The organism is Ruegeria sp. AL2, assembly GCF_056540845.1.
In genome coordinates, this window is sequence record NZ_JBQFXM010000002.1 from 287,031 (window position 1) to 305,780 (window position 18,750).

16 protein-coding genes are annotated in these 18,750 nt (G+C 57.4%); 9 read left to right on the top strand and 7 right to left on the bottom strand.

Annotated elements, in window-relative coordinates:
• The first annotated feature begins 4 nt into the window (after positions 1–4).
• Complete coding sequence (gene cobT, locus ACR0ID_RS05320; protein ID WP_480537630.1) at positions 5–1,015, top strand: nicotinate-nucleotide--dimethylbenzimidazole phosphoribosyltransferase; 1,011 nt, start codon at positions 5–7, stop codon at positions 1,013–1,015.
• Positions 1,016–1,045: 30 nt separating this feature from the next.
• On the opposite strand, the gene ACR0ID_RS05325 is transcribed toward cobT, so the two are convergent.
• Both ACR0ID_RS05325 and ACR0ID_RS05330 read right to left on the bottom strand, forming a co-directional pair.
• Positions 1,046–2,926 carry a monovalent cation:proton antiporter-2 (CPA2) family protein gene (locus ACR0ID_RS05325; RefSeq protein ID WP_480493394.1) on the bottom strand — a complete coding sequence of 627 codons (1,881 nt, stop codon included), beginning with the start codon at positions 2,924–2,926 and terminating at the stop codon, positions 1,046–1,048.
• A 19-nt stretch (positions 2,927–2,945) separates the two neighbouring features.
• Positions 2,946–3,401, bottom strand: a complete 456-nt coding sequence (locus ACR0ID_RS05330; protein ID WP_480553259.1) for an Lrp/AsnC family transcriptional regulator — start codon at positions 3,399–3,401, stop codon at positions 2,946–2,948.
• Between the two features lie 147 nt (positions 3,402–3,548).
• Here ACR0ID_RS05330 and hppD point away from each other — a divergent pair, with 147 nt between their 5' ends.
• A complete protein-coding gene (gene hppD, locus ACR0ID_RS05335) occupies positions 3,549–4,646 on the top strand; it encodes a 4-hydroxyphenylpyruvate dioxygenase (protein ID WP_480476620.1) in 1,098 nt (365 codons plus the stop codon).
• Between the two features lie 87 nt (positions 4,647–4,733).
• On the opposite strand, the gene ACR0ID_RS05340 is transcribed toward hppD, so the two are convergent.
• Positions 4,734–6,692 carry a hypothetical protein gene (locus ACR0ID_RS05340; protein ID WP_480604231.1) on the bottom strand — a complete coding sequence of 653 codons (1,959 nt, stop codon included), beginning with the start codon at positions 6,690–6,692 and terminating at the stop codon, positions 4,734–4,736.
• Positions 6,693–6,847: 155 nt separating this feature from the next.
• On the opposite strand from ACR0ID_RS05340, the gene ACR0ID_RS05345 reads away from it, so the two are divergent.
• The gene (locus ACR0ID_RS05345; protein WP_480604233.1) at positions 6,848–7,552 is read left to right on the top strand and encodes an SIMPL domain-containing protein; all 705 of its coding nucleotides are present in this window, start codon (positions 6,848–6,850) and stop codon (positions 7,550–7,552) included.
• A gap of 2 nt (positions 7,553–7,554) precedes the next feature.
• Here ACR0ID_RS05345 and ACR0ID_RS05350 read toward each other — a convergent pair whose 3' ends face one another.
• The 3 genes from ACR0ID_RS05350 to ACR0ID_RS05360 form a co-directional block, all read right to left on the bottom strand.
• Complete coding sequence (locus tag ACR0ID_RS05350; RefSeq protein WP_480604235.1) at positions 7,555–8,265, bottom strand: GNAT family N-acetyltransferase; 711 nt, start codon at positions 8,263–8,265, stop codon at positions 7,555–7,557.
• 2 nt (positions 8,266–8,267) lie between these two features.
• On the bottom strand, positions 8,268–9,560 hold the full coding sequence (locus ACR0ID_RS05355; RefSeq protein WP_480604237.1) for an O-acetylhomoserine aminocarboxypropyltransferase/cysteine synthase family protein: 1,293 nt from the start codon (positions 9,558–9,560) through the stop codon (positions 8,268–8,270).
• A 72-nt stretch (positions 9,561–9,632) separates the two neighbouring features.
• Positions 9,633–10,628 carry a hypothetical protein gene (locus tag ACR0ID_RS05360; protein WP_480604239.1) on the bottom strand — a complete coding sequence of 332 codons (996 nt, stop codon included), beginning with the start codon at positions 10,626–10,628 and terminating at the stop codon, positions 9,633–9,635.
• A 143-nt stretch (positions 10,629–10,771) separates the two neighbouring features.
• Between ACR0ID_RS05360 and ACR0ID_RS05365 the strand changes: the two genes are divergently transcribed.
• From ACR0ID_RS05365 to preA, 4 genes are all read left to right on the top strand, one after another.
• Positions 10,772–11,404, top strand: coding sequence for a cupin domain-containing protein (locus tag ACR0ID_RS05365; RefSeq protein ID WP_480604241.1), 633 nt, complete (start codon positions 10,772–10,774; stop codon positions 11,402–11,404).
• A gap of 159 nt (positions 11,405–11,563) precedes the next feature.
• Positions 11,564–12,898 carry an NAD(P)-dependent oxidoreductase gene (locus tag ACR0ID_RS05370; protein WP_480476634.1) on the top strand — a complete coding sequence of 445 codons (1,335 nt, stop codon included), beginning with the start codon at positions 11,564–11,566 and terminating at the stop codon, positions 12,896–12,898.
• Between the two features lie 46 nt (positions 12,899–12,944).
• Positions 12,945–13,781 (top strand): class I SAM-dependent methyltransferase, encoded by an 837-nt coding sequence (locus tag ACR0ID_RS05375; RefSeq protein WP_480493383.1) that lies wholly within the window; start codon positions 12,945–12,947, stop codon positions 13,779–13,781.
• An 18-nt stretch (positions 13,782–13,799) separates the two neighbouring features.
• Positions 13,800–15,104 carry an NAD-dependent dihydropyrimidine dehydrogenase subunit PreA gene (gene preA / locus ACR0ID_RS05380; protein WP_480604243.1) on the top strand — a complete coding sequence of 435 codons (1,305 nt, stop codon included), beginning with the start codon at positions 13,800–13,802 and terminating at the stop codon, positions 15,102–15,104.
• A gap of 47 nt (positions 15,105–15,151) precedes the next feature.
• Here the strand turns inward: preA and ACR0ID_RS05385 are convergent, their stop codons facing one another.
• Complete coding sequence (locus ACR0ID_RS05385) at positions 15,152–15,760, bottom strand: TetR family transcriptional regulator C-terminal domain-containing protein (protein WP_480516692.1); 609 nt, start codon at positions 15,758–15,760, stop codon at positions 15,152–15,154.
• A 172-nt stretch (positions 15,761–15,932) separates the two neighbouring features.
• Between ACR0ID_RS05385 and ACR0ID_RS05390 the strand changes: the two genes are divergently transcribed.
• Together ACR0ID_RS05390 and hydA are read left to right on the top strand one after the other, a co-directional pair.
• Entirely contained in the window at positions 15,933–17,183 is a 1,251-nt protein-coding gene (locus tag ACR0ID_RS05390) for a Zn-dependent hydrolase (RefSeq protein WP_480604244.1), read from the top strand.
• 92 nt (positions 17,184–17,275) lie between these two features.
• On the top strand, positions 17,276–18,730 hold the full coding sequence (hydA, locus tag ACR0ID_RS05395) for a dihydropyrimidinase (RefSeq protein ID WP_480604246.1): 1,455 nt from the start codon (positions 17,276–17,278) through the stop codon (positions 18,728–18,730).
• Positions 18,731–18,750 lie beyond the last annotated feature (20 nt).

Genomic DNA, 18,750 nt, shown 5'->3' on the forward strand with positions numbered 1-18,750 from the left:
TTTCATGCTGCCTGAACTGAATGATTTGAACACGTTCCGTGCTGTCCTGGCGGGAGCTCCGGGCCCAGATGCCGCAGCGGTGCAGGGCGCGGCCGAGCGAAATGGACAATTGACCAAACCCCCCGGCGCGCTTGGTCGGCTTGAGGATCTTGCAGTCTGGTATGCAGGATGGCGGGGGGACGCCCGTCCACAGATCAGTGCGCCTCAGGTTATCGTGTTTGCCGGAAATCACGGTGTTACCGCGCAGGGTGTTTCGGCCTTTCCACCGGAAGTGACCGTGCAGATGGTGATGAATTTCGAACATGGCGGGGCGGCGATAAATCAGTTGGCCAGGGCCGCAGGCGCGAAGATGGATGTACACGCGCTGGATCTGGACAAGCCGACCGCGGATTTCACCCAAGCCCCAGCCATGACAGAGGATGAATTGCTAGCCGCGTTGCGCACTGGCTGGCAGGCCGTTGATCCGCAATCTGATCTTTTGGTGGTCGGCGAAATGGGTATTGGCAACACCACCCCGGCTGCGGCTATTGCCTGTGCTCTGTTTGGTGGCGACGCGTCCGATTGGACAGGTCGCGGAACTGGTGTGGATGACGCAGGTTTGGTCAACAAAACCCGTGTCGTGGCCGAGGGTGTCGCCAAACACGCGTCAGATGATGGTCTGGACATCCTGCGCTGTCTGGGTGGACGCGAGATAGTCGCAATGGCGGGTGCAATTGCTGCTGCGCGGGTGTTGCGCATCCCGGTGATCCTGGACGGGTTCATTTGTTCGGCCGCCGCCGCCTGTTTGTGGAAGCTGTCCGATGGCGCGCTGGATCATGCTGTGGCAGGTCACCAAAGCGCCGAAGCGGCCCATGGCGCCGTGCTGGCGAAATTGGGTAAAGAGCCGTTGCTGAGCCTTGGCCTGCGGTTGGGCGAAGGGTCCGGCGGGGCATTGGCGATCAACATTCTGAAAAGTGCCGTTGCCTGTCATTCCGGCATGGCAACCTTTGCCGAAGCTGGGGTTTCTGACGGCTAAACCCGCGCCTGACTCGGGCAAAGGCTTGGGTCAGGCCGATTTTTTCGCGTGCTCTTCGGCCAGTTCCAGCAGCGCGGTTTCCAGATCCTTTTCCAGCGCCTGCGAACGCTCAATGTACTTTTTGTTTTCGGCGGTTGGCAGTCCGGGAACCCAAAGCTCGGCCAGATCACGCAATGACTTCCGGTCGTGGTGGTAAAACGTCTGTTCGGCCTGGGCTGCTTCGTACTCACTCAGCCCGATATTCTCCAGAACATAGCGACCTGCACGCAGCGAGCTGTCGAACATTTCCCGCACGATGTCATTGGCACCCGCCTGATACAACTCGTACACATGGGTCCGGTCGCGGGCGCGGGCGATGATGTGCAGGTCAGGGCGCTGCCGTCTGGCATAGCTGACCAGTCGCGTGACTTGCTTGTGATCATCCATAACGGCGACAAGAACGGATGCTTTGTCCAATCCCGCCGCGCGCAACAGTTCCGGCCGAGTGGGATCACCCAGAAAGCCTTTGACACCAAATCGGCGCATCAGCTGAATGGTTTCAATATTGTGGTCCAGAACGACTGTCTTGAAACCGCTGGCCCGTACCAGCCGGTTGACGATCTGACCAAAGCGACCAATGCCGGCGATGATGACCGGGCCCTTTTCGTCGATCACGTCCGGTTCGGGGGTGGTCGCTGAATCGCCAATCTTCTTTGACAAGGCGTCGTAGACAATGAAAAGAAGAGGTGTGATCAACATCGTCAGAGCAACGATCATCAGCAGCTTTTGCGACAGGTTGGGCGGAATAACATTCTGTTTCGTCGAAAATGCCAGCAGGACAAATCCGAACTCACCAGCCTGCGCTAACCCAAGGGTGAACAACCAGTGATCACGCCCCCGCAGTTTGAAAGCCTTGCCCACTAGATAAAGGATGATCCCCTTGGCAAGTATCACAAGCAGCGCCAGTCCAATCAGGTCCAGCGGGTCGTTGAAGAAATAACCAAAGTCTATTCCGGCCCCGACCGTGATGAAAAACAGCCCCAGAAACAACCCTTTGAACGGTTCAAGGTCACTTTCCATTTCATGTCTAAATTCAGAACTGGCCAAAACAACACCTGCCAGGAACGCGCCCAAGGCAGGTGACAGGCCGACCAGTGTCATCAGAAACGAAATCCCCACGACGATCATCAGTGCTAGTGCGGTGTACATCTCGCGCAGACGGGTTGCGTGGATGAAGCGAAACAACGGTCTTGTCAGGTAGACACCGGCCAGAATGACAAACACCACCGCGCCGATTGTGACCAGGGTAACGGCCCAGCCCGGCAACCCCTCGACCAGTGACAGGCTGTGATCGCCCGCGCCATGTGAACCTCCGGCCCCCCTGTCTATCGATCCATCGGCTTGGAAGCGCGGCATGGCGGGCAGGGCCAGCAGTGGCAACAAAGCCAGAATTGGGATCACCGCAATGTCCTGCGTCAACAGAACCGAAAATGTCGCACGGCCGCCATTTGTCTGCATCAGGCCTTTTTCTGACAGGGTTTGAAGAACGATCGCGGTCGATGAAAGCGAAAGGGTCAACCCCACCGCCAGGGCGACCGACCATGGATGGTTGGCGTACATGGCCACGGCAGCAATCGCGATTGTTGACAGCAACACCTGCAATCCGCCCAGACCCAATAGCTTGTCGCGCATGTCCCATAGGGCGCGTGGCTCCAGTTCCAGGCCAATGAGAAACAGCATCATCACCACGCCAAATTCGGCCACATGCTGAAGATTTTCGGTTTCCGCTCCGACAAGTCCCAGTACGGGTCCGATAATGATCCCGGCGGCAAGATAGCCCAGCACAGATCCCAACCCCAGTCTGGCAGACAGGGGAACGGCAATGACAGCCGCTGCCAGATAGATCGAAGCCTGGTATAGAAAGTCGTCCATGTGTATCCTCGGAACCTTTTCAGGTGGGAAGGGGGGCGTCGCGTTTAAGTTGATCCATTACGATCTGGCTTTGTACTCTTGCAACGGCAGGATGCGGCAGGATCACCTGATGTAGCAAGCTGTTGAGGGCGGACAGGTCGTCACAGTAGATGTGCAGCAGATAGTCGGCCTCGCCCGTCATCGTCCATGCGCTGGTAATCTCGGGGCGGGTGTCGACCATGCGGGCAAAGCTTGCGGATTGCTCGGGGCCATGGGTGCCCAGATGCACCTGAACAAACCCCTGCACCTGCAGGCCCAGTTTCAGCGGGTCCAGCCGGGCAGCGTATCCGGTGATGTACCCTTCGACTTCAAGCCGCTGTCGGCGGCGTCCCGCTTGACTGGACGACAAGTTCAGCATTTCACCCAGTTGATGCGCCGTCAGATGTGCATCTTTTTGCAGCGCGGAAAGCAGTCGCTTGTCGGTTGCATCCAGCATGTGCGGAAAAATCCTGATTTTATCAATTTATATGCGCGTTTTGCGCGTCATCTTGCAGTTTATACGAAAACAATGCGCAGAAACAGCGCCAGAAAAGTCGTATTTTTGAATCAGCAAAGAAATTCCTGTTTTCGTAGGAGACGCGCCATGGGTCCTTTCCCGCACAATGCCCCGAAATCCGTGATCAGCGAAGAAAACCCTGCCGGTACAGATGGGTTTGAATTCGTCGAATTCGCCCATCCAGAACCGCAGGAGCTGCGTGATCTGTTCGCAAAGATGGGGTTTGATCTGGTGGCCCGCCACAAGGAAAAACCTGCTGTCGAGCTTTGGCAACAAGGGGATGTCACATACATCCTGAATGCTGACCCGGACAGTTTCGCGGCTAAGTTCGTGGCCGAACATGGGCCCTGCGCGCCATCGATGGGCTGGCGGGTGGTGGACGCGCAAAAAGCGTATGAGCATGCCCTGTCAAAAGGTGCGGAACCTTACGACCACGATGACAGAACAATGAATGTGCCTGCGATCAAGGGTATTGGCGGGTCGCTGATTTATTTCATTGATCAGTACTACGACACATCGCCCTATAATCAGGAATTCAATTGGATCAAGGAATCAAAACCTCGGGGCGAGGGGTTCTTCTATCTCGATCACCTGACGCACAACGTCTACAAGGGCAACATGGACAAGTGGTTCAAGTTCTATGGCGACCTGTTCAACTTCCGTGAAATCCGTTTCTTTGACATTCAGGGGAAGTTTACCGGCCTTTACAGCCGAGCGCTGACGTCTCCCTGCGGCCGTATCCGTATTCCGATCAACGAGGACCGCGGCGAGACCGGGCAGATCGTGTCTTACCTGAAGAAATACAAAGGCGAAGGCATTCAGCATATCGCTGTTGGCAGCGACGACATCTACGCTTCGACCGATGCTATTGCTGAAAACGGGCTGAAGTTCATGCCGGGTCCAAACGAAGCTTATTACGAGAAGTCCAGGACCCGCGTGGTCGGCCATGAAGAGCCGCTGGACCGGATGATGAAACATGGCATCCTGATCGACGGCGAAGGCGTCGTTGACGGAGGCGAGACGCGTATTCTGTTGCAGATATTCTCGAAAACGGTGATTGGCCCGATCTTCTTCGAGTTCATTCAACGCAAGGGTGACGATGGTTTCGGTGAAGGGAACTTCCAGGCGCTGTTTGAATCCATCGAGCGCGAACAGATCGAAAGCGGCGAGATTTCGGCGGCTTGATCAAAGTAAACCAACATGTCGGAGGCGGTTCTGCCGCCTCCGACGCGCCTGTTTACAGTTAATGGGTCAAGGCCTTGAGTGCCGATATCAGCCACGCGGCATCGCCAGCGTCACGTTTTGACCCTTCTTCTGATAACGCAGCTCGCTGTCGCTGATGGCAATGACCTTGCCGCCGTCAATACTGTCCCCAACTTTCAGTTTCTTGTAACGTCCACTGGGAAGCCGGACCAAGGCGCGCCGGTTGGCGGGTGTGCCGTAAACACCGATCAGATTCAGGCGACGCAAATTGATCGCGTTATCGATCGTGGCCTGCCGGGCGACAGACGCAGTTGTGGGAATCTTGGGGGCGACCGATTTCGCCTGAAACGATCCGGATTCGTCAGAGCTCTGGTCCAGCGCGGCCGTTGATCCAAGATTGGAGTTACCAGAAGCGGGTGCCTTTGCAGTGTCCAGACCCGCCGGGCGCACCTTGGGGCGCGGGACACGGACAACGGCCAACGCGGTTGGCGTCTCGTCGATTTCTGTGCGCGCTTGCAGACTGTCCGGGCGTGCTTTTGGGCGCTTGGCCGAAAGCTCTGCCAGCGACCGCCCCCCCAACTGCCCGCGTTCGAAACTCTCAACCAGATCTGCGGGTCGAGGTTTGGGGCGAAGACCAGCCAGCCTTTCGTCGACCTCGTCAAGTACGGGTTCATCTTCGAAACGCACTGGCGTCGCTGGCGGGACCTTTGACGGTCGGCCTTGATAAACGACAATCCCATCAGGGTTCAGCGTTCCTTCCGGTGTAGGTGCCACAAGCCCGCGATCATCCAGATTGAACCGCGCTCCTGCTATGCCATGTTGCACGTCCCGAACAAAGGGTTCGTCGGTATCGAAACTGGAAGCCGGAGGCAGGGCAACCGCATCGCTGGACAGGTCGGATTTGTCGATCGATGTCAGATACAAATCGTCCGGTTCCGGGGCTTCTGGCACGTCCAAAGCGGCCGGAGGCGTTACATTCACACCGGAGGCAGCGCTGATATCCTCATCTGCCTCGGGGTCCTGAGCGATGGGGTCTACCGGGGTAGGGGCCACCTTGAGCGCCTCAAGGATTGCCGCGTCGGTAGGGGTGAGCTCTGGTTGTTCTACGGCTTCGGCCTCGGCCTCGGCAGGTTCTGGCGTGGGGGGCACATCCCTGTCCAGTGGAGCCTCAGGCGGCAAGTTTTCAGGGGGGGTGATTGCCGCAACTTCGGGCACTATCAGTGGCAGGGCGTCGATATCCGGCTCGGAAACACCTATCTCGGTAGAAGTTGGACTCAGTGCGGTCTGATCTGTTTCTCCACCGCTGTCCAAGGCCAGCCAAACGCCGAAAGCGCCGCCAAGAAGAACCGCCGCGGCAAATGCCGGGATCGCAATGCGCGGTGCCTGCGCTTTCGTATTCGCAAACTTATTGTCAGGTGTTTCGGGGGTCAGAAACACGTTTGGTGCGGCTGTGCCTGCAATGGGATGCGCTGGTTTCCCGGCGGATTTTGCCGGTTCGGGCTGGTCTGTGTTTTTTGCCGACAGCGGTGGCTCTGCTGGTCGGGTTTCCGATGCGCCCGAACGCTCTGCGAACAATGCTTCTCGGGGGAATGCGTCTGCGTCTTCTTCGGCGCAAAATAAAACCGGCACGAAACCATGGTCCGAGGCAAAGGCCCGAGCCTCGCTCAGCGTTTCTTGCGCAACAGCCGCAACATAGGTGGTGCCGCCTTCGGTTTGATAGTCGTAGCTGAGTTCGGACAAAGCGTAAGGCGTTGCGTCGGCAAGTGCGCTCTCTATACGTTCGACCGTGTCTTCGGGGGGTAAGTCATCGGTTGCAACCTGAAGGTATCGAACCTGTTCGGAAGGCAAAACAAGCTTGCAGCTCAGGTCGTTTTCCAACGCAAAAGCGTTTTCCCGCAAAACCTGCATCTGACCAGACAAGTCCGGCGAATTCAAGGGAATCGAGCCGATAACGAACCATTCGTCATCCGAGTGATGATGCAATGATATTCCGGTCGCAGAAAAAGACAGCGCAAAGGCAGGTTTCATAATCCGCAGGAACCATAATTATCAACGTCAATGCAAACACCTTGGCGTTCGCAGACCGACATTAAAGCAGGAACTTGCCGAGGGAAAGAAAAAGGCAAACTCTCCTCTTGTAAGGCAATGCATCGCCGACCCATCTTTAACCCAAGCAAATCGGAGTGATAACATTGAAGACATTCGCTTTTCTGGCCGCGATGATGGCCGCAACGACCGCTGGACTTGCCCATGCGGAAGAACGTCGCATCACCGTTGACGCTACTGGAACCATAGAGGTTGCCCCCGATATGGCGACGATCACATTGGGTGTGACAAATGAAAACGCCGAGGCTTCGGCGGCGATGCAGGCCACCTCGGACGCAGTTGCGAAGGTGCTTGCGCGCCTGACCGGGATGGGGATTGAAGACCGCGATATCCAGACCCGCGATCTGTCGCTTTCCCCTGTCTGGTCCGGGCGGCACGGGCAGAATGGGGAAACACCGGAAATTTCGGGGTTCGCTGCCTCGAACCGCGTGTTTGTGCGTGTGCGTGATCTGTCCAAACTAGGAAGTATCATGGATGCGGTCATTCAGGATGGCGCCAACGATTTCGGGGGCTTGAGCTTTGGGGTGCAGGATACCAAACCAATCGAGGCCCAAGCGCGCGCGCAAGCTGTGGGCGAAGCTATGGCCAAGGCCGAGCAGCTGGCACAGGCGGCGGGTGTAACCCTTGGCGCGGTGCAAACGATTTCGGAACAAACGGGGGGCGTGCGCCCGATGCCCGAGATGCGTATGATGAGCATGGCTGACGCAGGGGGTGTACCTGTGGCAGGTGGTGAGGTTTCGGTGTCTGTCAGCGTCTCGATGGTGTTCGAGATTTCCGAATGAATTCAACCCTTCGCGCGGGCCAACAGCGGTTTTCGTTGTTGGCCCGAAGCGTCGAAATTATCGGGTGACAACCAGGCCTCGAAAGCATCACGGATGCGTGGCCATTCGGTATTTATGATTGAATACCAGGCCGTGTCGCGGTTGCGCCCTTTGTAGTGGGTTGCTTGGCGAAACACGCCTTCGAAGGTGAACCCAAGCCGCTCTGCCGCACTGCGCGACGGACCATTCAGCGCGTCGCATTTCCACTCGTATCGCCGGTAACCCAGTTCATCGAACACGCGCCGCATCATCAGATACATGGCTTCGGTTGATTGCGGCTTGCGCTGAAGCAGGGGAGAAAAGTGGATATGCCCGACCTCAATCGCTCCGGCGGCGGGAGCTATCCTGAGGTAAGAAGCCATGCCCAACGGTACCTCATCACCGTCCAGAACGGTATGGAACATCGGGTCCGCGTCCACGCAGTTGGCGCGCGCCCAGTCTTCGAACTCAGGTTCGCTGTCAAACGGGCCGTAGGGCAGGTAGGTCCAGTTGTGGCCATCCGTGTCCTTGGCAAACGCCCGGAACAGTCCGGGCGCATGTCTGTTCACATCAAGGGGCACGACAGAACAATACCGGCCCACCATCGGCGTATAGGGTGGTGTCGGGCGTGGAAAGTTACCCGAAACCGGTAAACCGATGGGCTGGCCAAGGTTGTTTTTATCGTGCTGGGTCATGGTCAGGCGGTTGCTTTGGCCAGAGCCTGATCAAGGTCGGCAATCAGATCGTTCACGTCCTCGATCCCGATGGATACGCGCACCACGCCCGGACCTGCGCCCGCGGCTTCCTGCTGTTCCGGGGTCAACTGACGGTGTGTGGTCGAAGCCGAATGAATGATCAGCGAACGCGCGTCGCCCAGATTGGCTACGTGGCTGAAAATCTCTAGCGCATTGACCAGTTTGATACAGGCGTCATAGCCACCTTTCACGGCGAATGTGAACAGGGCGCCGGCACCGCGTGGATACTGAGCTTTGACCCGATCCTGATAGGGCGATGACGGCAATCCAGCATAGGTGACGTAGTCCACCCGGTCATCCGCTTCCAACCACGCTGCGATTTTCTGGGCGTTCTCCACGTGGCGCTCCATCCGCAGCGACAGGGTTTCGATCCCCATCAGCGTGTAGTGGGCCGCCTGCGGGTTCATGGTCATGCCCAGATCGCGCAGACCGATGGCGATGCCGTGGAAGGTAAAGGCCAAAGGTCCGAACGTTTCGTGGAACTTCAGTCCATGATAGGCTGGTTCGGGTTGGCTGAGCGAGGGGAACTTGTCATTTGCCGACCAGTCGAACTTGCCCGAATCCACGATGCAACCGCCGGTGACCGTACCGTTGCCAGTCAGGTACTTGGTGGTCGAATGCACGACCAGGGTCGCTCCGTGTTCGATCGGGCGGCACAGATATGGTGTTGCCGAGGTGTTATCGACAATCAGCGGAATGCCCGCCGCATCGGCCACATCTGCCAGTGCACGAATGTCCGTCACATAGCCGCCGGGATTAGCGATGGACTCGCAGAAAATCGCACGGGTATTCTCATCGATTGCGCCCTTCACCGCGTCCAGATCATCGGTGTCGGCAAACTTGGCAGACCACCCAAAGCGTTTGATTGTCTGGCTGAACTGGGTGACCGTGCCGCCGTACAAACGGGTTGAGGCGACCACATTGCAACCCGGACCCATCAGCGGGAACAGCGCCATGATCTGGGCCGCGTGCCCGGACGAGCAGCAAACGGCACCAACGCCGCCTTCAAGAGTCGCCACGCGTTCCTGCAGAACGGCGACGGTTGGGTTGGTCAGGCGGGAATAGATAAAGCCCACCTCTTGCAGGTTGAACAGGGCCGCTGCGTGGTCTGCATCGCGAAACACATAGGCTGTGGTTTGATAAATGGGTGTCTGGCGCGCTCCGGTCGCCGGGTCGGGGCGGGCGCCCGCGTGAATTTGCAACGTGTCGAAACCGTAGGTGGGACCGTCAGACATCTTGAAAATCTCCTGTTGGAATTTGTCTTGCGAAATCTGTAGGCCATTGCCCGCTTGCGCACAACGATCCTGTCAGCGCAGCCAGAGGCCCTTGCTTTTGATCGTGTTGCGGATGGCCTGTTCACGTCGTGGCAGATGATCCCGGTCAAACAAGGCGCGGACTTTAGCGCCTTTCCCCTGCAAAACCATCTTTTTCAGCGGCTCGTATTGCTTGAGAACTTTCTTGACCTTGTTTGGTGTGACGACGGTTTCCAAGACGTCTATCACATGGTCGCTTTCACGGGCGTACAGCAAGGGAAACAGGCGATAGTGGCAACTGACGGATCCGTCCAGCAAACCAGAGGGCAAAACATCACGACCACCGCCGAACGAGTGAATGACAAGGGGCAGGGCGGCCTGATCCAGCCAGGGGTCAAGGTTTTGGCCCGTCAACTCCGGAATGTTTTCGTCGCGGATTGTTCTGGCGTAGTCCAGAAAACGCTCACCAAATTTCCGGGGACATTTGTAGAAGAAATAGCCTGCATTGAAATACAGGTACCGCCGCCAGTGGTCATGGGGTTGATCGGTGTCCAGCGAGCTTTCGAAATCCAACCCGAACCGGGCGTAAAGTGCGCGCCAGATACCGTCAAAACCGGGACCATACAGCGTTGGTTTGGGCCATGTCCCTTCAACTTTCAGTGACGCGCTGGGGCGGTCGAAGTCAAATGGGACGGATGTGATCTCGCCAGTGATCAGCGTGTCGGTGTCAAAGAACACAAAGGGCTCATCTTCCGGCAGGGCCATCAGCGCTTCGATCTTGTTGCCGTAGGGATAGCTTTCACCGAATACATGCGAGTCGAAGGGCAGAATTTCAGCATCCAGTTGTTTCAGGGCTTTCAGAACATCTTCGTCCTGAATGCGGGGATCCTGTTTCCAGCGTGGCCCCGGATTGGGCGTGGCGACAAACAGTTTGCCCCCGAACTGCGGTGAAGAATGGCGCAGTGAAGCCGCAAACAGCAGGGCCTCGTATTGCAGGCGGTTGTTTTGACCGACGACCGCGACGTTGAATTTCTGTGACGTTGCCTGCATCTATGCCCGTTCCCGACAGGTGTTTGACCATGCACCTTGACGTTCGGATTACATCAAGCGGCCCAAGGCGTCAAAAGCGGATAATTTGAAATTTCATCACGCGATCCCATTTCTTTCAGGGGTTGCTTCAGAAAGGGATACACATGCGGATCAATGCGGATTTCACCAAACGGGTCGCAGTACACTTTGACGAAAGTGAATGGGTCGCTTCTCCCGCAGCAGGGGTCGAGCGCAAAATGCTGGACCGGATTGGTGATGAGGTGGCCCGCGCAACAACCATTGTCCGCTTTGCGCCCGGCAGCACCTTTTCCGCCCATACCCATGACGGCGGCGAGGAATATCTGGTGCTGGACGGTGTATTTCAGGACGAGACCGGAGATTTTCCCGTCGGCAGCTATGTTCGCAACCCTCCAACTTCCTCGCACACTCCGTCCGCTGCCGAGGGCGCAACCATTCTGGTCAAGTTGCACCAGTTTGACCCGCAGGACCGGACTGAGGTGCGTCGCTCGATAAATGGCGATTCTGACGTACAGCTGTTCAAAGATGATCATGAGGACGTTTTTGTGCGGACATGGGCTGATGGGGGCGTGGTCGAACTGGACGCGCGCGACGGCATGGAAGTGTTTGTCATAAGGGGCAGTTTCTCTGAATCGGGGGAAGAATTTTCGAAATGGGACTGGTTGCGCCTGCCTCCCGGAACGCACTCGCGGGCTGTTGCAGGGCCTGATGGGGCCCGAGTCTGGATCAAGTCCTGCCACCTTGGTGAAATGGTCTGAATGCTTTTCGGCCCTGAAATCAGCTAAAATGCCAATAAATCCGGGTTTAACGGCCCGGATTTTCGATTTTTTGACCATTTGGCAAATTTTACCAATTGATAAAAAATTTATTTGTGGCAAGCTGAGGTCATAACAAACATATCTACAGGGAGTAGAGTGATGGCACAGGGCCAGATGGCACCCGGCATCGTCGCGGGGCGGCTTTCAAGCGATGAGCTGACCTCGAATTTCACCGATCTGCATCCGCCATTGGCCCCGCATGAGGCCGCAGTTGCAGCAGACCGTTGTTATTTCTGCTATGACGCACCTTGCGTGACAGCGTGTCCGACAGACATCGATATTCCGCTATTCATCCGGCAGATTCAGGCCGGACAGCCCCAGGCTGCCGGGCGAACGATCTTTCAGCAAAACATTCTGGGCGGAATGTGCGCCCGTGTCTGTCCGACGGAAACACTGTGCGAGGAGGCCTGTGTTCGTGAGGCGGCCGAGGGCAAACCGGTCGAGATCGGACGGCTACAGCGCTTTGCGACAGATGATCTTATGTCCTCGGGCGCGCATCCGTTTGAACGTGCGGCATCGACCGGGAAAACGGTTGCTGTCGTGGGGGCAGGGCCTGCCGGTCTGGCCTGCGCCCATCGTCTTGCCATGCTGGGCCATGACGTGGTGATCCACGAAGGCAAGCCCAAACCGGGCGGTCTGAACGAATATGGGATTGCCGCCTATAAATCGACCAACAATTTTGCGCAGGCCGAGGTCGATTGGCTGCTGAAAATCGGTGGTATCACGATTGAAACCGGGTCGGTTCTGGGTGAAGGCATCTCACTGGATGGTCTGGTCGAAAACTACGACGCGGTGTTCCTGTCCATCGGGCTTGCCGGGGTCAATGCCCTGCGCGCGGATGGTGTTGACAAGGACGGCGTGCGGGATGCCGTCGATTTCATCGCGGACGTGCGGCAGGCTGGTGATCTTGCAAAGCTTCCTGTCGGGCGGAACGTCGTCGTTATTGGCGGAGGCATGACTGCCGTGGACGCGGCGGTAAAGTCCAAGTTGTTAGGTGCCGAGAACGTCACCATTGCCTATCGCCGGGGCCGCGACGCCATGGGTGCCAGCCGGTACGAGCAGGATCTGGCAGCCTCGCACGGGGTTCAGATTTTGACCAACGTGCAGCCGGTGGCAGTACACGGCAATGGAGCCGCTACCGAGATTGAGCTGGAATATACCTCGAGCCAGAACGGTCAGCTTACCGGAACCGGAGAGACGGTCCGGCTGCGGGCAGATCAGGTTCTCAAAGCCATCGGTCAGACGCTGGAAGGTGCGCCGGAAGGGCTGAAGCTGGACGGCAACAAGATCGCTGTCAGCGGTGCAGGCCGCACTTCCGTGGCTGGTGTCTGGGCAGGTGGAGATTGCGCGGCGGGCGGCGAAGACCTCACCGTTACGGCTGTTGCTGAAGGCCGGGATGCTGCGATGGACATCCACGCGACGCTGGTTTCGTGATAGGATGGGGTATTCGCCCCATTTCTTTCGCTGCTGAGGTATTCCCATGTCCCAGATCGAACAAGCCGTAGCGCAACACTACACCACCGGAGCACTGGCCGACCGCGTTCGCGCGGCGCTTGAGGCCAGCGGTATCGATCCGGATGCGGCCACGGCCGCAGACCTGAAAGCGGGGGACGAGTTCCACACGGGCGGCGTTCTTGCGACCAACAACCTGTTTGCGCAGTTGTCGCCGACCCATGCGACCCGTGTTCTGGATGTCGGATGCGGTATCGGCGGAACCTCTCGCTATGTCGTGGATCGCTATGATTCGACAGTAACAGGTGTCGATCTGACACCGGAATTCGTTGAAACCGCCAGGGTTCTCAGCGATATGGTCGGGCATTCCTCGAAAACCAGCTTTCATGTGGGCAGCGCTTTGGAGATGCCGGTGCCGGATGCTGGGTTCGACCTGGCCGTCATGATGCATGTGGGCATGAACATAAAGGACAAGGCCGGGCTGTTCGCCGAAGTGTCGCGGGCGCTTGCCAAGGGCGGTACTTTTGCCCTTTTCGATGTGATGGCCGGAGACGTGGACGAGCCGCTGGCTTTCCCTCTGCCGTGGTCCACTGTTGCCGAGACCTCGTTCGTGGATGCGCCGGATGTTTATAAGTCTGCGGCAAGCGCCGCGGGTTTTGAACTGGTGACAGAAACGGATCGCACCGAATTCGCGATACAGTTCTTCGAGGACGTCTTTGCAAAGATTGCCGAATCCGGCCCGGCACCGCTGGGCATTCATCTGATGATGGGCGAGACGGCGCCTGAAAAGTTCCAGAACTACGTCAAAAACCTCAAGGCCGGGCGCATACGCCCGACCGAAATGATATTCAAAAAATCCGGCTGAGCCGGGAAGGGAGAAGCCATGGCCGATCTGACGACTAACTTTCTGGGCATTTCCAGCCCAAACCCTTACTGGCTGGCCTCTGCGCCGCCGACGGACAAGGAATACAATGTTCGTCGCGCGTTTGAGGCCGGTTGGGGCGGTGTTGTGTGGAAGACACTGGGGTCCGAGGGACCGCCGGTCGTAAATGTGAACGGCCCGCGGTATGGCGCGATTTACGGTGCCGACCGCCGTTTGCTGGGACTGAACAATATCGAACTGATCACCGACCGCCCGCTTGAGGTGAACCTCGAGGAAATGGCGCGGGTCAAGTCCGACTATCCGGATCGCGCCCTGATCGCTTCGATCATGGTGCCCTGCGAGGAAGAGGCCTGGAAAGCCATACTGCCGCGCGTGGCCGAAACCGGCGCGGACGGAATCGAATTGAACTTCGGTTGCCCGCACGGGATGAGTGAGCGCGGCATGGGGTCCGCCGTGGGGCAGGTGCCGGAATATATCGAGATGGTCACGCGTTGGTGCAAGCAATACTATGACCGTCCGGTCATCGTGAAACTGACACCGAATATCACCGACATCCGGAAACCCGCGGCGGCGGCCAGAAATGGTGGCGCGGACGCGGTGTCGCTGATCAACACGATCAATTCGATCACCAGCGTCAATCTTGACACCTTCAGCCCCGAACCCTCGATTGATGGAAAGGGCAGCCACGGAGGGTATTGTGGCCCTGCCGTGAAACCGATCGCCCTGTCGATGGTGTCCGAAATCGCACGGGCCGAGGCGACGCATGGCATGCCGATCTCGGGCATCGGGGGTGTCACCACATGGCGTGATGCGGCCGAGTTTATTTCGCTGGGATGTGGCACGGTGCAGGTCTGTACCGCTGCGATGACCTATGGGTTCAAGATCATCGATGAATTGACAGCAGGTCTGTCGGAATGGATGGATGAAAAGGGGTATACCAGCATTGATGAGGTGATCGGACGCGCGGTGCCCAATGTCACCGATTGGCAATACCTGAACCTGAACTACACCGCCAAAGCCAAGATCGATCAGGACCAGTGCATCAAATGCGGCCGGTGCTATGCCGCCTGTGAAGATACCAGCCATCAAGCGATTTCAATGTCGGATGACCGTGTGTTCGAGGTAAAGGATGACGAATGCGTCGCCTGTAACCTCTGCGTTGATGTCTGCCCGGTCGAAGGCTGCATTTCGATGGTGCCGATGGCGGCGGGTGAAATCGATCCGCGCACCGGGAAAGAGGTTCAGCCGACCTACGCGAACTGGACCACGCACCCGAACAATCCGATGGCCAAAGCAGCGGAATGATCGAGACAGGGAATATCCCTGAGGGGCCGCTGACGCGGCCCCTGAGTTCATGGTGTCAGGAGCTTTCGGTACAGCGTATCGACAAAGGGTTCTGCACCCTCAAACGGGTTTTCGTCGCCCAGAATAGCCCGCACCTGAACGTCGAAATCGGCATAATGCTGCGTCAGCGCCCAGATCGAAAACATCAGATGATAAGGGTGCAGCCGCGTGATTTTGCCCTGATCCATCCAGTTAGTGAGAATGGTGACCTTTTCGTCAACCAGTTGTTTGAGATCATTGGACAAAGCATCGTGAATGCGGGGCGCGCCTTGCACAAGCTCATTGGCAAAAAGGCGGCTTTCCCGTGGTAGCTCCTGACTCATTTGCAGTTTCCGGCGAATATAGGACAGCATTTCCTCCATCGGATCACCGGTCTCATCCAGATCGTGCAAGGGCGCCAGCCAGGTTTCCAGCAAGCCCGAAAGCAATTCGGTGTGGATCGCCTCTTTCGACGCGAAATAGTAGAGGAGATTGGGTTTGCTCAACCCCGCCTCGGCGGCAATCTGATCGACGGTCGCCCCACGAAACCCGTGTGCGGAAAACACATTCAGGGCAGCCTCGAGAATCGCGGCTCGGTTCTTCTTCTGGATACGAGTCGGTGCGCGGTCTTTCGGCATGATTTCAGTGTGTCTCTTTTTTCGTCGGATAGGCACGGATTACACTGAAATTTCAGGCTTTGCCGCGCAATTTCTTGACTGATACCGAACCCGTGATAGCGTGAGTTTGACCAGTTGGTCAAATCAAGACACCAATAGCGAGCAAAATCGCAAGCAAACAGGGAATAAGACAATGGCAGCTCCGGCGCAGAATCTCAGGATCAATGGCGACAGGTTGTGGGACAGCCTGATGGAGATGGCTAAGATCGGTCCCGGTGTTGCGGGGGGGAATAACCGGCAAACTCTGACTGACGAAGATGCCGAAGGCCGCGCCTTGTTCCAGAAGTGGTGTGAAGAGGCTGGATGCACCATGGGTCTGGACCAGATGGGCAACATGTTTGCGCATCGTGAGGGCACCGATCCGGACGCTTTGCCGGTCTATGTGGGATCGCATCTGGATACGCAGCCGACCGGTGGAAAATATGACGGTGTGCTGGGCGTTCTGGGCGGGTTGGAAATTATCCGAACGCTCAACGATCTCGGGATCAAGACAAGACATCCCATCGTGGCGACCAACTGGACCAACGAGGAAGGGACGCGATATGCGCCTGCCATGCTGTCGTCCGGTGTCTTTGCAGGAATGCACACGCAGGACTGGGCGTATGACCGTGAAGATGCCGAGGGTAAGAAATTCGGGGATGAACTGAACCGGATCGGTTGGCGCGGCAAAGAAGAAGTCGGCGCGCGCAAGATGCGCGCTTTCTTTGAGTTGCATATCGAACAGGGCCCGATCCTTGAAGCCGAAGGCAAGGATATCGGCGTCGTTACCCACGGTCAGGGTCTGAGCTGGACACAGATCACGGTGACCGGCAAGGATGCCCATACAGGTTCGACTCCGATGCCGATGCGCAAGAATGCCGGACTTGCCATGGCGCGCATTCTTGAGAAAGTGGACGAAATCGCCTGGTCTCATGCACCGCATGCGGTTGGTGCTGCGGGGCATATTGACGTTTTCCCGAACTCGCGAAATGTGATCCCCGGAAAAGTCGTTTTCACGGTCGATTTCCGCTCGCCCGAGCTGGAGGTGATCACCGACATGGAAAACCGCCTGCGGGTGGCGGCGGAAGATATTGTCGAAGAAATGGGCCTGCAGATCGAATTCGAGAAAGTCGGCGGTTTTGATCCGGTTAAATTCGACGACGATTGCGTGTCCGCCGTGCGCGATGCGGCTGAAAGGTTGGGCTATTCGCATACCAACATCATCTCGGGCGCGGGGCATGATGCCTGCTGGATCAACCGTGTGGCCCCGACCGCCATGGTCATGTGCCCCTGTGTTGATGGGTTGAGCCATAATGAGGCTGAAGAGATCAGCAAGGATTGGGCGGCAGCCGGGGCAGATGTCCTGCTGCATGCCGTGGTCGAGACTGCCGAAATCGTGGAATAGGGGGTGCCGCCCCCGTCGCCCATTGGGCGACCCCCCCGGGATATTATTGGCCAGATGAAGCAAGCGGCGCAGACCGCATCAGGGAGTTCAAAATGAGTACTGTTATCAAAAACGGAACCGTTGTCACCGCGGATTTGTCTTACAAGGCGGATGTATTGGTCGAAGGCGGCGTCATCACCGGGATCGGGATGGGTCTGAAAGGGGATAAAGAGCTGGATGCGACCGGCTGTTACGTGATGCCCGGTGGGATTGATCCGCATACCCATCTGGAAATGCCGTTCATGGGCACCTATTCCAGCGACGATTTCGAAAGCGGTACGCGGGCGGCCCTGGCGGGGGGCACGACGATGGTTGTTGATTTCGCGCTGCCCAATCCGGGTGAAAGCCTGCTGGATGCCCTGAAGCGCTGGGACAACAAATCGACACGGGCGAATTGCGACTACTCGTTCCACATGGCAGTGACATGGTGGGGTGAACAGGTATTTGACGACCTCAAGACCGTGATCGAGACGCGCGGCATCAACACGTTCAAGCATTTCATGGCCTATAAAGGCGCATTGATGGTGAATGACGATGAGCTTTACGCCTCGTTCAGGCGTTTGGCCGAACTGGGCGGAATCGCAATGGTGCATGCCGAGAATGGTGACGTTGTTGCCGAGCTGAGCGCCAAGCTGCTGGCCGAGGGGAACTCTGGCCCCGAAGCGCATGCCTATTCCAGACCACCGCAGGTGGAGGGTGAGGCCACCAACCGGGCCATCATGATCGCTGATATGGCGGGCGTGCCGCTTTATGTTGTTCATACATCCTGCGAAGAGTCTCATGAGGCCATTCGCCGGGCCCGAATGCAGGGCAAGAGAGTGTGGGGCGAACCGCTGATTCAGCATCTTACCCTGGATGAAAGTGAATATTTCAATCAGGATTGGGATCACGCCGCGCGGCGGGTCATGAGCCCTCCGTTCCGCAATAAGCAGCACCAGGACAGCCTGTGGAATGGCCTGCAATCAGGATCGCTGAGTGTTGTGGCAACCGACCATTGCGCCTTTACGACCGAACAGAAACGCTTTGGAGTTGGGGATTTCACCAAGATCCCTAACGGGACCGGCGGTCTGGAGGATCGGATGCCGATGCTGTGGACACACGGTGTGAATACCGGGCGCCTGACGCCCAACGAATTTGTAGCGGTGACTTCAACAAACATCGCCAAGATACTGAATTGCTATCCGAAAAAGGGCGCGATCCTTGTTGGAGCGGACGCAGATATCGTCGTATGGGATCCTGAGAAAACGAAAACGATCAGAGCCAGTACGCAGCAATCTTCGATCGACTACAACGTGTTTGAGGGCAAAGAGGTCAAAGGCTTGCCGCGCTTTACGCTGACCCGTGGACAGGTTGCGGTACATGATGGTGAAATCCGCACGCAGGAAGGCCATGGCGAGTTCGTTGCGCGCGAGGCAAATACGACCGTCAACAAGGCTTTGAGCGCGTGGAAAGAACTAACCGCCCCTCGGCCAGTTGAGCGGACAGGTATCCCGGCGACGGGGGTTTGATCCGTTGGGCCGCTATTTGG

Bases quoted from the DNA above. Each gene is read 5' to 3' on its own strand.
- cobT (WP_480537630.1), top strand. From the start codon at position 5: ATGCTGCCTGAACTGAATGATTTGAACACGTTCCGTGCTGTCCTGGCG.
- ACR0ID_RS05325 (WP_480493394.1), bottom strand. From the start codon at position 2,926: ATGGACGACTTTCTATACCAGGCTTCGATCTATCTGGCAGCGGCTGTC.
- ACR0ID_RS05330 (WP_480553259.1), bottom strand. From the start codon at position 3,401: ATGCTGGATGCAACCGACAAGCGACTGCTTTCCGCGCTGCAAAAAGAT.
- hppD (WP_480476620.1), top strand. From the start codon at position 3,549: ATGGGTCCTTTCCCGCACAATGCCCCGAAATCCGTGATCAGCGAAGAA.
- ACR0ID_RS05340 (WP_480604231.1), bottom strand. From the start codon at position 6,692: ATGAAACCTGCCTTTGCGCTGTCTTTTTCTGCGACCGGAATATCATTG.
- ACR0ID_RS05350 (WP_480604235.1), bottom strand. From the start codon at position 8,265: ATGACCCAGCACGATAAAAACAACCTTGGCCAGCCCATCGGTTTACCG.
- ACR0ID_RS05355 (WP_480604237.1), bottom strand. From the start codon at position 9,560: ATGTCTGACGGTCCCACCTACGGTTTCGACACGTTGCAAATTCACGCG.
- ACR0ID_RS05360 (WP_480604239.1), bottom strand. From the start codon at position 10,628: ATGCAGGCAACGTCACAGAAATTCAACGTCGCGGTCGTCGGTCAAAAC.
- ACR0ID_RS05365 (WP_480604241.1), top strand. From the start codon at position 10,772: ATGCGGATCAATGCGGATTTCACCAAACGGGTCGCAGTACACTTTGAC.
- ACR0ID_RS05370 (WP_480476634.1), top strand. From the start codon at position 11,564: ATGGCACAGGGCCAGATGGCACCCGGCATCGTCGCGGGGCGGCTTTCA.
- ACR0ID_RS05375 (WP_480493383.1), top strand. From the start codon at position 12,945: ATGTCCCAGATCGAACAAGCCGTAGCGCAACACTACACCACCGGAGCA.
- preA (WP_480604243.1), top strand. From the start codon at position 13,800: ATGGCCGATCTGACGACTAACTTTCTGGGCATTTCCAGCCCAAACCCT.
- ACR0ID_RS05385 (WP_480516692.1), bottom strand. From the start codon at position 15,760: ATGCCGAAAGACCGCGCACCGACTCGTATCCAGAAGAAGAACCGAGCC.
- ACR0ID_RS05390 (WP_480604244.1), top strand. From the start codon at position 15,933: ATGGCAGCTCCGGCGCAGAATCTCAGGATCAATGGCGACAGGTTGTGG.
- hydA (WP_480604246.1), top strand. From the start codon at position 17,276: ATGAGTACTGTTATCAAAAACGGAACCGTTGTCACCGCGGATTTGTCT.